14 protein-coding genes are annotated in these 15,188 nt (G+C 63.4%); 9 read left to right on the top strand and 5 right to left on the bottom strand.

The features are described 5' to 3' along the window. The first annotated feature begins 138 nt into the window (after window positions 1–138). The 4 genes from ACQU6B_RS01210 to ACQU6B_RS01195 all read left to right on the top strand — a co-directional run bounded on the left by ACQU6B_RS01210 (window position 139) and on the right by ACQU6B_RS01195 (window position 4,508). Window positions 139–990: an aldo/keto reductase gene (locus tag ACQU6B_RS01210; protein WP_430868225.1), complete on the top strand. Its 852-nt coding sequence runs from the start codon at window positions 139–141 to the stop codon at window positions 988–990. 285 nt (window positions 991–1,275) lie between these two features. Continuing rightward, the gene (locus ACQU6B_RS01205; protein WP_430868224.1) at window positions 1,276–2,631 is read left to right on the top strand and encodes a DUF222 domain-containing protein; all 1,356 of its coding nucleotides are present in this window, start codon (window positions 1,276–1,278) and stop codon (window positions 2,629–2,631) included. 50 nt (window positions 2,632–2,681) lie between these two features. Beyond that, the gene (locus ACQU6B_RS01200) at window positions 2,682–3,371 is read left to right on the top strand and encodes a hypothetical protein (RefSeq protein WP_430868223.1); all 690 of its coding nucleotides are present in this window, start codon (window positions 2,682–2,684) and stop codon (window positions 3,369–3,371) included. 339 nt (window positions 3,372–3,710) lie between these two features. Continuing rightward, complete coding sequence (locus tag ACQU6B_RS01195; protein WP_430868222.1) at window positions 3,711–4,508, top strand: rolling circle replication-associated protein; 798 nt, start codon at window positions 3,711–3,713, stop codon at window positions 4,506–4,508. Between the two features lie 171 nt (window positions 4,509–4,679). Here the strand turns inward: ACQU6B_RS01195 and ACQU6B_RS01190 are convergent, their stop codons facing one another. The 3 genes from ACQU6B_RS01190 to ACQU6B_RS01180 form a co-directional block, all read right to left on the bottom strand. Further along, a complete protein-coding gene (locus tag ACQU6B_RS01190) occupies window positions 4,680–6,086 on the bottom strand; it encodes a recombinase family protein (RefSeq protein WP_430868221.1) in 1,407 nt (468 codons plus the stop codon). A gap of 240 nt (window positions 6,087–6,326) precedes the next feature. Beyond that, window positions 6,327–7,118, bottom strand: coding sequence for a siderophore-interacting protein (locus ACQU6B_RS01185; RefSeq protein WP_430868220.1), 792 nt, complete (start codon window positions 7,116–7,118; stop codon window positions 6,327–6,329). 355 nt (window positions 7,119–7,473) lie between these two features. After that, window positions 7,474–8,691 carry a CynX/NimT family MFS transporter gene (locus tag ACQU6B_RS01180; RefSeq protein ID WP_430868219.1) on the bottom strand — a complete coding sequence of 406 codons (1,218 nt, stop codon included), beginning with the start codon at window positions 8,689–8,691 and terminating at the stop codon, window positions 7,474–7,476. A 66-nt stretch (window positions 8,692–8,757) separates the two neighbouring features. Between ACQU6B_RS01180 and ACQU6B_RS01175 the strand changes: the two genes are divergently transcribed. The 4 genes from ACQU6B_RS01175 (at window position 8,758) to ACQU6B_RS01160 (ending at window position 13,223) form a co-directional block, all read left to right on the top strand. Then, entirely contained in the window at window positions 8,758–9,357 is a 600-nt protein-coding gene (locus tag ACQU6B_RS01175) for a Pr6Pr family membrane protein (RefSeq protein ID WP_430868218.1), read from the top strand. Window positions 9,358–9,367: 10 nt separating this feature from the next. After that, window positions 9,368–10,369 (top strand): alpha/beta hydrolase family esterase, encoded by a 1,002-nt coding sequence (locus ACQU6B_RS01170; RefSeq protein WP_430868217.1) that lies wholly within the window; start codon window positions 9,368–9,370, stop codon window positions 10,367–10,369. A 51-nt stretch (window positions 10,370–10,420) separates the two neighbouring features. Then, window positions 10,421–11,323: a cation diffusion facilitator family transporter gene (locus ACQU6B_RS01165; RefSeq protein ID WP_430868216.1), complete on the top strand. Its 903-nt coding sequence runs from the start codon at window positions 10,421–10,423 to the stop codon at window positions 11,321–11,323. Between the two features lie 94 nt (window positions 11,324–11,417). Beyond that, window positions 11,418–13,223: a BCCT family transporter gene (locus tag ACQU6B_RS01160; RefSeq protein WP_430868215.1), complete on the top strand. Its 1,806-nt coding sequence runs from the start codon at window positions 11,418–11,420 to the stop codon at window positions 13,221–13,223. Here ACQU6B_RS01160 and ACQU6B_RS01155 read toward each other — a convergent pair. After that, entirely contained in the window at window positions 13,220–13,714 is a 495-nt protein-coding gene (locus tag ACQU6B_RS01155; RefSeq protein WP_430868214.1) for a GyrI-like domain-containing protein, read from the bottom strand. The genes ACQU6B_RS01160 and ACQU6B_RS01155 overlap by 4 nt on opposite strands. A 192-nt stretch (window positions 13,715–13,906) precedes the next feature. On the opposite strand from ACQU6B_RS01155, the gene ACQU6B_RS01150 reads away from it, so the two are divergent. Next, window positions 13,907–14,620, top strand: a complete 714-nt coding sequence (locus ACQU6B_RS01150) for a hypothetical protein (protein ID WP_430868213.1) — start codon at window positions 13,907–13,909, stop codon at window positions 14,618–14,620. Between the two features lie 271 nt (window positions 14,621–14,891). Here ACQU6B_RS01150 and ACQU6B_RS01145 read toward each other — a convergent pair whose 3' ends face one another. Further along, window positions 14,892–15,158: a YkvA family protein gene (locus tag ACQU6B_RS01145; RefSeq protein ID WP_430868212.1), complete on the bottom strand. Its 267-nt coding sequence runs from the start codon at window positions 15,156–15,158 to the stop codon at window positions 14,892–14,894. Window positions 15,159–15,188 lie beyond the last annotated feature (30 nt).

The following is a 15,188-nucleotide window of genomic DNA, read 5'->3' as shown; positions in this document are numbered from 1 at the left end:
ACGGCAACAGCATCGGCCTGTACGAAGGTGTCACGGATACGGGCGCGTAGCTAATATCGAGCATTCGGCTGGCGGGTTTGCGGGTCGCGGTTGGCGGTCCCGTTGCTGAGCCGCCGTGGCAAGACGTAGCCTGTTGGAATGACTGAAACTCCGACGCACACGCTCAATGATGGCCACTCGATCCCCGCTATTGGATTCGGCACCTACCCGCTGAAGGGCCACGAAGGGCGCGATGCCGTTCACTCCGCGCTCGACAACGGGTACCGGCTCCTGGACTCCGCGACTAACTACGAGAACGAGGGGGTCGTGGGACGCGCGCTGCGCGACTTCCTGACCGAATCGGGAGTCTCGCGCGACGCGATTACAGTCCAGAGCAAGTTGGCCGGGCGCCACCATGGCTACGAGAGTGCACTGCAGGCGGGATACGAGTCAGTTACCCGACTAGGCCTGGATCGACTCGACGTTTTGCTGATCCACTGGCCCAACCCGATCGAGGACAAGTACCGCGAGGCATGGCGCGCGCTTGTGGAACTCCAGCAGCGCGGACTGGTGCGCAGCATCGGCGTCTCCAACTTCACTGCTGAGCACCTCGCGAACATCATCGAGGACTCGGGAGTGACTCCCGCGATCAACCAGATTGAGTTGCACCCGTACTTCAATCAGGCCTCCATGCGGGCCGAGCACCAGCGGCTCGGGATTCTGACGGAGTCCTGGAGCCCGTTGGGTAAGCGGAGCGCTCCGTTCGACGAGCCCCCCGTTGCCGATGCCGCGGCAGCTCACGGCGTCACTCCCGCCCAGACGATCCTCCGGTGGCAGGTGCAGATCGGCTCAACCCCCCTGCCGAAGTCGTCGACTCCGTCGCGCCAAGCGGAGAACCTGGACGTGTTCGGATTTGAGTTGACCGATGCCGAGGTCGCCGCCATCTCCTCACTTACCAAGGCGGACGGTCGCCTGTTCAACGGGGATCCCGACACGCACCAGGAGATGTAGCGCGCTTTAGTTGGCGCGGTCCTCGAGTTGGGGCGAGTGGCCGGTGCCGAGCCGAGCCCAGGCCAGGCCGAGCCCAGGCCAGGCCTCGGCGCCTACGCCTGCGGTCAGGGAGCGTACGGGCGGGTAGCCGAGGGGTCGCGGGGCGGGGTTCGCAACACGAGGCACCCCCGAACCGGTGCCGGTGCGGGTGAGCTGGTGATGTGCACAGGTGCCGGGTTGCTCGAGTAGTCCACAGATGTGGGCTGTTCGGGGCTGAATGTCAGTCCCTTATGGTCGAATTGTCCTATGAGCACGACCGCCGGCACTGAAGCCGTAACTGAGACCCCCGCCAGGGACGATGCTGCCCGCGGTGCTGCTTTCGATGCGATCGAGCGGGTGCGTGCGGGGGTGGTCTCGGGATCCGGTTGGCAGGGCATTGACGTCGATGCGTTGCCGCAACCCGAGCTCCTCGCCTCACATGGCGAGATGGCGCGGATGCGCCGCGTCCTTGAGGGGATGATGGCCATCTCCGGCGCGGCCATCGCACGGCAATCCAAGCCAGAGAACGGTCAGGCCGGGCTGGCGAAACGTCAGGGATACAGGACGCCGGAGGAGCTTCTCGCAAGCATCTCGGGCGGCAGCACGGGGGATGCTCACCGACTCATTGAGGTGGGAGAGATGTTGGCCGCCGATGAGCAGGTCGCACACTCCGGCAACGGCGCCGATGCTGGCGCTCACGATGGCGCTGGTGATGGTCTTGGCGAGACGGATGGCAAGGATGGTCGTCCCGAGGCCGCGGTGGTGCCGCTGTCACCGCGTTTCGCGATCGCCAGTGACCGGGTCCGATCCGGCAGGCTCAGCCTCGAGGCCGCCAACCTCATCAAGCGCATGCTGACCCGAATTTGGGACCGCCGTGACGTGTTGGGTGTGGAACTCAGCGACATCGAGCGGATCGAACGGGTGCTGGTGGAGCGTGCCCATGGGTTGTCGGCGAACCGGTTCGCGCGGATCGTGCGCCAACTGGAGGCGCAACTGGATTCGGGGCGTCACGCGCTGACGGAGGAACTGCAGCGTCAGGAACGTTCGGTGTCGATGTACGAGGACTCCGAGGGGATGTTTGTGTTGCGTGCCCGTCTGGACGCGGAGACGGCGGCTCCGGTGCGTGCCGCTCTTGACGCGCTAGTGGGGAACGCCCTGCGCAAGCGACGCGACAGGGACCCGCTGGCCGAGGACGACCGCAGCGTGCCACAGGTTCGAGCCGACGCGTTGGCGGCCTTGGCCCGTCACTGCCTCGGATGTGAAAGCGACGACCTGCCGTTGGCCTCCACCACCGTGGTGGTGCGGTTAACGCTCGCTGACCTGCAGGACGGCACCGGTGTCGCAGACATTGACGGTGGCGGGCAGCCGGTATGCATTGGGACGGCGCGTCGTATGGCCGCCAGCGGTGAAGTCATCCCGGTGCTGCTGGGCGGCAAGAGCGAGATTCTAGATTTAGGTCGCGGCAGCAGGATCTACAACCGGGCGCAAAGGATCGCGTTGATCGAACGCGACGGCGGGTGCGCGTTCTGCGGGGCTCCTCCCGGTTACACCGAAGCTCACCACATCAAATGGTGGACCAGAGACCGTGGCCCAACCGATCTCAACAATGGAGCAACTCGTTAATACACCCTCTAGTAGAGTGCTGATTAACATCGCATATACATGGGGGAATTGTGATCACAGCGAGCACGGACGCCACGGCGGACGCTCTAGTAAATGCAACCTACGGACTTGTCATCGCGACTGCGCTGTTGGTCATCGCGACCGGCGTGCCGATCTTCCAGCGCATTCGTGAAGGGGTCCGGCGCAAGCGGTCCGTGGCCGCCGAGGTCGTTCCAGACCTAAACATGTTGCTTTCGCGCGTCCGTGGCACTGTCGATCTATTGCTGACCAAGAAGAGCGCGCCCCTAAGTGCTGCCGATCACCTGATCTCGGACGGGCGAACAGACCAGCGCATCGCGTCCGACCTCAAGGACCGCGCGGCGTCACAGAGCTTGGAATTCTCAAACGAGATCTATATCGCAGTGCACTTCCTAACTATGGCGCTTGGAGACATGTACATCCTGGCTCGCACCGCAGCAAACGTGGAGGGCAAGGCATCGATCCATGATCTTGACAAGAACCCGCCGCATCACCACTCCTCTGGAAATATGTCAGTTGAGGCTCGTGTCGCTGCGGTGTGCGCACACTACAAGGCAGTTGAGTTATCTCTCGTAGCGGCGGAGGCATTGTTGCCAAAGTCGGCGCGAACGATACAGGGCGGCACGTTCTGGGACAGGTATTCCACGCAGGTGGACGCACGCCAGCAGAAGGCAGAGCAGGACCTCGTTTCACAGCGCGCTCAGGCACGCAAGGCGAAGTAGCGCGTGCTCCTTTACTTGAAATAGCAACATAACTCGTTTGGGTTTTTGGGCCTGAAGTCGAGGTCACGAGTGCGCGCCAGGAAATTACAGGCTTGTGATTTGAGCCCGGTTGCGGTAGAACTTGTGGTGCGGACGTCGATACCGGCGACGAGACAAATTTACAAAAATGATGTCCCTGGCCCGGGGCAGGATGAGCGCTAAGTTACGCGCAGGGTAGCGGGAATGACTCGTGTTGCGGTCCGCAGCACAGCACGAGGCCCGTTAAAAAATTACTGACAACGAACCGGTTGAGCATTTGCTCTCGGTCGTTGTCGCACCTAGAAACTGATCGCTGGGCATGTGCCGTCTTCCTGTCGGCTCGTCAAAAGGTTTCCTACCGTGCGTACCCCTGTTGCTGCCCAACATTCTGGTTGGCGTCTGTCCCTGTATCCGCAAGCCCTCGAGGGTGGGGGCTGCTTCGTCCCTACTTTCAAGCCGGAGCGCTCCTACGTGGCCCCTGGTGCGGCTGCCGATCCTCAACGCTCCGCGCATGAGGCTGGGCGTCGAGCTCGAGCCCGTCTACGCCGCTACTGCGCTGCAAACCGACTCAACCGTTTCGGGACACTGACGTATCGCGGTGAGGGTTGCCACGATGTTGACCAACTCAAGCGTGACGTGGGGGTGTTCTTCCGTAACCTGCGCACCGGGCTAGGTGGCGCTCCGCTGCCCTACGTGTGGGTGCCTGAGTGGCACAAGACCGGCCACGGGCTGCACGTGCACTTCGCGGTAGCGAAGTTCGTGCGCCGCTCCCTTGTTGACCAGTCCTGGGGGCATGGGTTCGTCCACATCAAACTCATCGGGGATCTCGGAGTGGGCTCGGGCGCACTCGAGGAATCACGCAAGGCTGCCGGCTACCTCTCCAAGTACGTTGCGAAGACTTTCACCGACGTGAACGCGCGCATCCTTGGACGCCACCGGTACGAAGTCGCACAAGGCTTCCAGCCCACCAAAATCTGGGTGTGGGGAGAGTCCCCGCATTCCCTGATCGAACAAGCATCGAAGATGCTTGATTCGCCCCTAACCAACTCGTGGAACTCAGAGAGTGACCCTGAATGGGTAGGTGCCCCAGCAATCTGGGCGCAGTGGGGCGACAAGTGAATGCTATGGCTGCCTCACGAGGCTTCACTACAGACGACGTGCGCGCTTGGGTCCAACGCACGTGCGCAGCGCAGGGCATTCAGGTTGCGGTGACTGACCCGAACGTGGTCGCGACAGTAGGCGTGCTGCTAGGCGTCCCGCGCCGCAAGGCGGCAGCCGGGCGCGGGGCACCTACAGCCGCCACGTCGGAACCACCCGGTCAATATCCAAACCCTTAAACCCTCGCTTCTTCGCAGGGGTGATGGTCGCGTACTCGAGAACCGCTTTAATGATCGGCACCTGCTGCGATAGAGCCAAGGTGTCCCACTTCGCCCTGAGCGTGTGACCGTGGCCGATGTAGTCCTCAATAGCGTCATGCTGGGTAAGTCTCGCCAACATCCGGCGATTGGCCTCGAGGCGCGACTCAACGCGGTCTCGAGCGGCCTTCCACTCCTCGCGGGAGATCTCCCCATCGGCCCACATGTCGGCAAGGTCCTTCATCCGCTGAGTATCAGTCGCGATCTGGTCGCCAACTTCTGGCACCCGGCCATCCTCGGGGCTTCTGGTTAAGGTCTCGAGCATCACTGGCGAATCCAAGCGCACCAGTACGGCTTCTGCAATAAACGCTTCGAGCGATGGTGCCGAAATGTAAACACCTGAGCAGGGGACATTCGCGGTGGTGAGCATCCCGCAGGCATACCGGCGATCCTGACCGCGCGGACGCGAAGCGAGTTTCGCCCCACACTTGCCACACCGCAGCATCCCCGACAGCAGATACCTTCGTGCCGTGCGATTGGTGCGCCTCGCAGGATCGGTCAGCAGCAAGCGCAGCCGCTCGGCAGTCTCTGGCGCGATGATCGGCTCCCAGGTGCCCTTGGCGATTGGCTGCCCGTCGTGCACTCGCATCCCGTGATTGCGGGGCCGCAGCAGCAGCGTCCGCAGCCCGGACCCAGTAAATCGGCTGCCTTTCGAGCCGGTGAAACCACGTTCATCAATTGATCGAGCAACCGCGTTCAACGACTCACCTGAAAGGACACGTTCCGCCGCGTCGCGTAAAACTTCGGCTTCGGCCTCGAAATGCGTCACACGGTCCTCGTTGAACCCGAAGGGGCGGTGTCCACCTCCCATGTACGGTGCGCCAGTCTCAGCCACCTGGAGGAACTTGCGCTTGATGCGCTCGGACTTCACCTGCGACTCATGTGCGGCGACATTGGCCATGAGCCGGGCTAGGAAAAGACCGTCACTCTTGCCCATATCAAACTCGCCTTGCAGCGACACCACGTCCGCGAGGCCTGCGTCCTTGCAAGTGGTTGCGAAACGCTCGAGTTCAATCGGCTGGCGGTGCAAGCGGTCCATTCGATACACAATCACTGCGTCGACACGGCCGCTCGTGATGTCTTGCAGTAGGCGCTCGTAGGCAGCACGCTTCTTGCCTGAGTAGGCCGACGTGTCGTCGTCCACGTACTCCTCGAGCACGGTCCAGCCCCGGCGCTCGGCCTCGGCCCGACAATCCTCGAGCTGCCGCGTCACGCCCAACATGTCGCCGTTGGGGTCCCTAGAGATACGTGCGTAAAGAGCAACTGCATGCCGGTTCGTCATGGGGATACATTAGCGAGTTATAGCCAACGGTGTTCTTTTATGCGTGACCTGTCACCATCGAATCCACCGCGACCACTGGGACATCTCCGTCAAAAACAACCAAGTGTGGTTCACCCCACCCAGCACAGTCGACCACAAACGCGTACCCCGACTCGGCGGACGAGCACGCTTCGACGCACCCCAAGTGAACGCACACCAAGTCGACGCGCACGAAGCCGACGCACACCAGGACACAGCTGCCTAGTCCTCGGCCTCCATGGCCGCGTTGAACTCGAACTTGCTCGACTGCCAACCGTCCTCATCCATCCCGGTACGCCAGTAACCAGAGATCGAAACTCGCTCGCGCGGAACCCCCGCCTGCTTGAACAGGTAGCGCCTCAGCGGCTTGACCATGTCCGCGTTGCCGTGAACGAAGGCCTCCACCCGGTCTGCCCGCACTCCCACAGGGAGGCCCGCTCGCATCACTGCCAGCGTGAGCGCCTCACCGTAGCCGAGCCTTTTCCCGTCGGCCGTAACGTGTTCGTCGCGATGCACCCACGTGACCTCGGTGCGCGAGGTCTCGCGCAGCGGCTGATGGTGATCAGCGGAGGCCACCTCGAGAAAGACCCTCACCGCCGCATCGTCCGGGAGCGAGTCGAGCGCCGCCGCAATCGCGGGGATCGCCGCCTCGTCGCCAACGAGTAAGTGCAAGTCCGCGTCGGTGGACGGGCGCCACTTGCCGCCAGGTCCGGCGAAACTGATCTCATCGCCGGGCTGAGCCCGCGCGGCCCAAGGCCCCGCCAGACCCGTATCGCCGTGGATCACAAAGTCGATAGCCATCTGATTGGCCTCGCGGTCAAACCAGCGAACCGTATACGTGCGGGTGACTTCGCCGAACTTGAACTTCACGTAATGGTCGGTGTGCGTGAGCTCCGGCAGCGCACGGAGCCCGTCGCCACCGAGAATCACCCGAATCATGTCGGGCGCGATCATCTCCGTCCCAACAACCGTCGCGGAGTGAACCGGACGAGGGGGCTTCTTGGGCTTACTCATTAAGGTGCACCGCTCACTGTGTCGCTTTTGTTCATATGCGTTCAGGCTAAATCATGCCGTCGTCCCGGTCAGCCACAGTCCCCTTAGAGCGGACACCTGAGGCAGAGGTCCGCGGCACGCGACGAGGGGCGGAGCGTCGCAACTCACGAAAGCCGAGCGGGAAGTAGATACAGGTAGCGAACTACACCCCACTTGCGCCCAGCCTGAAACGGATATGAGTGGAGATACGCAACTCACAAGCCCCGGGCGTGAACCGGAGACGGGTAATGAGCAACGTCGACAACAGACTTGCCCAACGCCAAGCCACCCTCGCCGCGGGCCAAGCGGATCGCACTAGTGCGCCGCGCCGGACCGGCTATTCAGCGTGCGTGTACCGGTTACGACCAGCCAGGAGCGCGAAGATTCCCTGACCCACGGACAGCGTGGCCGCGAGAACGAGCGCCGGAACCCAACTGCCGGTCCACTCGAACAGGAGTCCCGCCGTAATGGGGCCCAGCGAAGCGATCAGGTAGCCGACCGACTGAGCCATGCCCGAGAGCCGGCTCGAATCCTGCGGGGTTCGAGCCCGCACGGACATCAGGGTGAGGGACACGACGAGCGACGCGCCCGAGCTGACTCCCGCGAGCGCCGCCCAGAGCACTACGAGGCTTGGCGCGAAGATGAGCCCCAGCATCGCGACCACCATGACGCCGGCCACAGCCGCGCCAACCGTGCGCTGGTCCTTGGCCCGGTGCAGGATCGGCCCGGTGGCGAAACCGGCGAACATCCCGACCATCTGGAAGATAAACAGGTGCCAGCCCGCGAGGGACTCCCCCACGCCATGCGACCCCTCGATGGTCGGCAGCCACGTGATCAGCATGTAGAACACGGACGACTGCAGCGTCATCACGAACGCGACCTGCCACGCGACAGGCGACTTCCACATGGACGAACCCGGCCGGGGCGCCTCGGACGTGCGCACCGGGCGCTCCGCCTGCAACCCGTTCAATCGCAGCGCCCACACGCCCGCGGCGATGGCAGCAGGAATCGCCCAGATGCCCAAGGCGAGCTCCCAATTGACCGCATCGGCTATGGGAACGGCAATTCCCGAGGCAAGCGCCGCGACGCCGGTCAGGCACGCGGAGTAGATGCCCGTCATGAGCGGCACCTTGTGCGGGAAGTCGCGCTTGACGATCGCGGGCATGAGCACGTTGCCAACGGCGATCGCAGCCGCCAGCAGGATGGTGCCGACCCAGAGGAACCCCTCGAACCCCGACAACGAACGCACCACGGTGCCGATCGCGAGCAGGATGAGGGCGCCAAGAATCGCGCGGTCGGTGCCGATGCGACTCGAGAGCCGGTGCACCAGAGGCGACACGATGCCGAAAGTGAGGAGCGGCAGCGCGCCCAGCACGCCAAGGGAAGCGGCCGAAAGACCGGTGTCGTCCCCCACGCGCTCGATGATTGGGCCGAGGGCAGTAATGGCGGGGCGCAGGTTAGCCGCCACCACGATCACGGTGATGGCGAGGAGCAGGTGCGAGAGTCCGCGGCGCGACGTTGAGCCGGGGGTCACTACTGGATTAGGCGCATTCATTTGCTCAAGTGTGACCGACTTTTGTCGATTGACGCACCAAATGCCGGCACGCCGTAATATCAGGCCATGCTTACTCTCGTAAGGTCCGCACGGATCGCGGCCGTCCTGCTCATTGTCGCCGCGATCGCGGGCGACGCGTGGCCCCCCATCTCCGAGGGCACATTCAGGTTCTACAACTTCTTCGGCTACTTCACCATGCAGAGCAACGTGATCGCCGTGGTCGCGCTCAGCATCGCCGCGTACTACACCGGAAAGGCTCGCCCCCAATGGGTGGAGTACCTGCGCGCAGCCTCCGTCGTCTACCTGGTCATCGTGACGACCGTCTATTGGGTCCTGCTCGCGCCCACCCTGATTCCTGAGGTGCCTTGGGCAAACTACGTCGTCCACCTGGCGAGCGGCATCATCGTGCTCATTGACTGGCTGGTCGAGGGACCGCGTCGAACGCTCCCGACCTCGAGATTCTGGATAGTGCTCATCTTCCCGCTGGTGTGGCTCACCGTCGTGCTCATCCGCGGCGCGACCGATGGCTGGGTCCCCTACCCGTTCCTCGAGCCGGACAACGGCTACGCCTCGGTCGCCGTCGTCGTGGTGGGCATAGTGGTGATGGGCACGCTGCTCTCAATAGCCGTTTTCAACGCGACCAGGTGGCGCATCGTAAGGCCGTAGGCTGGCTGACATGCTTATTGCGAGTGGTGTCATTGCGGGACTCGGCATTGTCTATCTGATCGGCTGGCTGGTGTTCTACGCGCCCCGCCCAGCCGTGCCGAAGGTGGATGCGACCGTCACGCCGCTGTCGATCAAGGTCGGCGACGTCAGCCGCGACTACATCGAGGTGGTCCCCGCAAACCTCAAAAAGGGCGCCCCCCTGTGGGTAGTGCTGCACGGCGCAAGCTCGAAGGCCTCAGACATGCGCTTCATCACCGGCTACCAGTTCGAGGAGGTAGCGGCCCGCGAAGGCTTCGTCGTCGTGTACGCCGAGGGATACAAGCGCAGCTGGCACGACGGCCGCATCGCTACCAAGTACCCCGCGCGCACCGAGGGCGTCGACGACGTGCGATTCCTCGAGACGCTGGTGACCGCAGTGTCGAAGAAGCACGGCCTCGACACCTCGCGCGTCTACGGCTTCGGCTACTCGAACGGTGGCCACATGCTCTTCAAGATGGCGGCCCAGAGCCCCCGGACATTCACCGCCATAGTCGCGGCCGCCGCGAATATGTCCGAACCGGAGAGCTCAGACAACATCAACCTCACCACCCCGATTCCCGTGATGCTGGTTGAGGGCACCAAAGATCCCCTCAACCCCTACCAGGGTGGCAGCTCCGGCAACCGCCGCAGCTCCCTCGGTAAGGTCAAGTCCGCCATCGAATCCGCCGAGGCGTTCGCGCGGGTCAACGGCGTTTCCGGGCCATCGGCGAACCTGCAGGTCAACAGCGTCGAGGGCGCGCCAGCGCGCGAACTGGTCGCGGGTAAGGAAGGTCGCCGCAAATCGGTGGTCCTCAAGGAGTTTGGCGCCGGCAGCGCGACCCCCGTTCGCCTGTACACCGTCAAGGGCGGTGGGCACGTGGTCCCCAACTCCAACTACCGCGCCCCCCGCATCATGGGCCGCAGCTCGAAGATCTTCGACGCCCCCGTCGAGGCCTGCGCGTTCACCGCCGCAGTAGAGAAGGCAAAGAACTAGCTCTTCCCCAAGGCGTATCCCCCGTGAACGTTCGCCGCGTAGCCTGATGAGATGAGCGCAGGACACAGCCACACGGGGCATGCGGGAGGTCGTCATCGCTGGCGCCTCGCGGTTTCTTTTGGCCTCATCCTCGCGTTCTTCGTCGTCGAACTCGCGAGCGCGATCAGCTCCGGCTCGCTCGCCCTCCTGACCGATGCCGGCCACATGGCCGCCGATGTCGTGGCTCTCGGTGCCGCCCTGGTAGCCACCCGCGTCGCCACCCGGCCTGACCACACGGGAAGCCGCTCCTTCGGGAGCTACCGCGCCGAGGTGTTCGCATCCGGCCTCGCGGTACTGCTGATGTGGGGCGTGAGCATCTACGTGGTCGTAGAGGCCATCGGTCGCATCGGCGACGAGCCCGAGCTCGCGTCGGGAACCATGCTTGTAGTGGGAGTCATCGGCCTCATCGTGAACCTCGTCGCGCTGCTCTTGCTGCGCGGCGGCGCGAGCGAGTCCCTCAACGTCAAGGGCGCGTACCTCGAGGTCTTCGCGGACGCGCTCGGCTCAATCGGGGTGATCGTCGCCGGCCTGCTCGTGCGCGCCACCGGTGACGGAGTCTGGGACACGGTGATAGCGCTCGGAATCGGGGTCTTCGTGGCGGTGCGCGCGACCATGCTCGGCCGCGAGGTGCTGCGAGTCCTCGGGCAGCGCTCGCCAATCGACACCGATCCCCGTGAGATTGACCGCGACCTGCTGGCCATAGCCGGCGTCGAGGGCGTCCACGATCTTCACGTCTGGACACTCACCTCTGGAATGGACGTCGCTACCGCGCACCTCGTCGCGAGCAGGGACGCCGACCCCACCGCGGTGCTGAACGCCGCGCGCGCACTGCTGAGGGAGACGTACTCTCTAGCCCACGCGACCATTCAGGTGGAGTACGCGAAGGACGCGAGCTGCCACGAGGCGGACTGGTGACGCTCCAAGCACGGGCCTCACACCCGCGTACGCGAAGCGCGCTAGCGTGGGAATCCCACACCACGCCGCGCAAGATCACACTTCACGGAGAACCATGGCAACCGAACCGGCCGTCCACCACGCGATGACTAAGTCCACGTTGAGCAAATCCGTTTTCTGGCCTGCCGCAGTCTTGATCATGGGGTTCGTCCTATACGCGGTTATCTGGCCAGAGTCCGCGGAGGAGTCGTTCGCCCAAGTTCAATCCGGAATCATCTCCGGCTTCGGGTGGTATTACGTCCTCATCGCAGCGGTCTTCGTGGGGTTCACGCTTTTCATCGGCTTCAGCCGCTTTGGCAATATTCGACTAGGCAAGGACGACGACAGGCCAAGATTTTCGCTCTTCTCCTGGTTCTCTCTGCTATTTGCCGCCGGCATGGGAATCGGCCTCGTGTTCTACGGAGTTGCGGAGCCACTCGCGCATTATGCGGACCCACGGCCTGGCATTAGCGGAACGCCCGAGTACCTCGCGCAGGCCTCGATGACCCAGACTTTCCTCCACTGGGGCATACACGCGTGGTCCATTTACATCGTGGTGGGTGTCGCCATCGCGTACGCGGTGCACCGGCGAGGCCGCCCCGTGTCAATCCGGTGGGCCCTCGAACCGCTGATGGGTGACCGCGTCAAAGGCCGGTGGGGAGATGTCATAGACATCACCGCAGTCGTAGGGACCATGTTTGGCGTGGCAACGTCATTGGGACTCGGCGTACTTCAGATGTCGGCTGGGCTTGACTCCGCTGGCATCGCCGAGCCCACGACCACGACACAGATCGCACTCATCGGCATCATCACGGTATTTACCATCTTCTCGCTCGTCACTGGACTCCAAAAGGGCATGAAGTGGTTGTCAAACATCAACTTGGCTCTGGCGGGGTCGATTCTGCTCTACGTGCTCTTCGCCGGGCCCACCCTCTTCATCCTGCGGGAGTTCGTGCAAGACGTAGGTTCCTACGTCCAAAACTTTGTCGGCCTTAGCTTCAACGTCTCCGCATATGGGGGCGAGGCCGGCGAGCAGTGGCAGGCGGCTTGGACCACGTTTTACTGGGGCTGGTGGATCTCTTGGGCGCCGTTTGTCGGCATCTTCATCGCACGAGTGTCGAAGGGCCGTACCGTAAGGGAGTTCGTCTGGGGAGTCCTTCTGGTGCCGACATCGATCGCGTTCCTGTGGTTCGCGACGCTGGGAGGTACGGCCATCTATCGCGAGCTCTACGGTGATGGCGGGATGATCGGGCCTGACGGTGAAGTTGACTACGACGGCTCGTTGTTCCAAATGCTTGACGGCCTACCGGGGGGGAGCGTGGCGGCCTATGGCGCTATTTTGCTCATTGGCCTCTTCTTCATCACTTCCTCCGACTCCGGGTCCCTCGTGCTAGGCATGCTGACGTCCGGCGGCTCGGAGAACCCCAAGCGCTGGCTTCGCGTGTTCTGGGCGGTCACCACCGCACTGGTCGCGATCGCGCTCCTCCTGAGCGGCGGCCTCACGGCACTCCAGACTGCCGCCATCATCACCGCGCTGCCATTCTCGGTGGTCATGATCGGCATGATGATCTCGACAATTCGGGCGTTCCAAGGCGAGCATCAGGTTTACCTCAGCGGGAACCGTCAGGACTTTGTTGAGCACATTACGGAACGTATTGGTGACGAGTACGGCCTCGATTCGTCCAACCCCGGCGCGGTCGCGGTCAAACCTAAGACCTCGTGGCTCCAGAAACTGGGAAGGGCACCCGAATCTGAGCCGATGCCCACCTATTTGAGAGCCAGCACCACAACACCCCCTGTCAGCGATGAGTCCCCTGACTCGTACGCGGGATCGCACTCCGACGAAATCATCGTGCCGATCGACCGAGAAAAGGAGGACTAGTTACGCGTCAATATGCAGACCTCGACAGCACCCTCAAGACCGTCGACACCCACCCGGGGGTCATCGAGGTAGAGCTCGACGCGTGAGACCCACTCGCCCCCGCCTGCCGCCACGTCGAGGGCGAGATCAGTCAGGTCTGCCCACATCATTACCTCCGCGGAGACATCATCGAGAGCCGAATACGGCCCCGTGTACGCGGCGACTGCGTAGCGCCCAGCTGGCAAAAGTTCCGCGACATAGGGCAGGTCTATCCATGTGTTCTCCGGGATCACCCAGCCCACTTCGACGGCGAAGGCGCCCCGTTGGTCGGTCCCGCGGTAGCGCACCACCCCCGGGCCGGAAGGGTTGATTCCGCGCGATGCGAGGTATAACTCAATCTGCCTGTACGCGGCGGCGACGCGTTCACCCATGTCTGTAATCGTCACGGTGACGGGCAAGGCCACATAAGTCAAGGGCTCGCGGTGTTCGGCGCGAAAGGTCGCGTTCGACACGGAAATCACCGACCGCAACGGTGGATGCAGAATCGCTGGCCATCCCCGATGAGGGTTGCCAAGTGCCCAAACCGAGGGCACGCTAAAGCGAGTTTGCTCATACGGGCGACGCTACGCGAGGCGCGGCCCCAACGCCACCCGCGCCACCCGAGTGCGGATCGAGTCCGTCGACGGGTTGTTACTCTGACCCTTGTGAATAGAGCGATCGCCATAGCGCGGATAACCATGATGGCGCTCATCATGTCCGCCCTGATCGCCACGCTGACGGACACCTCGGGCCGAGTGCCCTCGTCCCTCGCGGAGACCGCGACCTACTTCACATTTCAAGCCAACCTGATCGCGTTGATCGCGTGGGGGGCCCTGGTCTTTTACGCGCGACGTGGAGGGCCTCGGCCGCGGTGGCTCGAGTACGGGCGCGCGTTCACCGCTGCGAACTTGGTGGCAATCGGCGCAATCTACTGGATCGCGATCGCGCCGCTTGGAATGGAAGACGGCCCGCAGCTCGTCTACGTCATGATCATTTCGCATTGCGTCACGCCGATATACGCGGCGGTCGAACAATTACTGGTGGGCCCCCGCACCCCGCTCCCGTGGCGCCACCTGTGGATAATCGCGGGCTACGCATCCGTGTGGGTGTCGATCGCCGTGGTGCGCTCGCTGTTCGGTGTCACTCCCGTCTACGACTACCTCGACCCGGCACTCGGAGGCTTGGCGGTGGGCACGGGCCTCTTGTGGAACTTCGCCGTACTCGCGATAGCAGGCGCGGGCGCGATGCGCATCCGGCGCTGGCGCCGGTGGCCGGACACGGGAAATTGGTCCGCTCACCACTCAGCGGAAGCGCACGTGGCCGTGGACGACGAGTTGGAACCCGTGGTGACTGCCGGAGTCTTGCGCACCCCGCGTTGACTGTGCGGTTAGCCTGCGCTCGCTGAGCTACGCCACGGTGCGTGGCCCGCTTTGACATTACGCTTTGACAGGGCGCTTTACCCACGCTCGTGGACGGCTCGCGTTGAACCCGCCAACTGGACCCCCCGGCTGAGCGCGCGACTTGAGCCCTCCAGTTGAAGGCGCGAGTTGAACGCGCCGGCTGAGCGCGCGAGTCGAACGCTCAGGTTGAACGCTCCGGCTGAGCGCGCGACTTGCACCCGCTCGTTGATCCCGGGTGTAGACGGCGAGATTAGCGTCCGTACACCGGCTCCGCGTCAATGATGATTCCGTCGGGAGCGACGTGCGCTTCCCACTTCTGCTTCTCGCGAGTGACCAGTGTCAGCATGATGGCCCAAAGGCCCAGGTCGTCGGCCAGCCCAAAGGGACCCAGGATCAGTTCCGGGATCAAGTCCACGGGGGAGAGCGTGTAGAGCACCGCGGCGCCTAGCGACAGCCACGCCATCGGCGAGACCTTGTGTTGGCCGGTACGTACTGCCGTAAAGAACTTCCACCACATGGTGACTCCTCAGGGCTCGATCATGAACAC

The organism is Demequina aurantiaca, from assembly GCF_050598105.1.
Taxonomy (GTDB): Bacteria; Actinomycetota; Actinomycetes; order Actinomycetales; family Demequinaceae; genus Demequina; species Demequina aurantiaca_A.
Note: the sequence above shows the minus strand (reverse complement) of the source record. Positions and strands in the feature narration are given on the sequence as shown.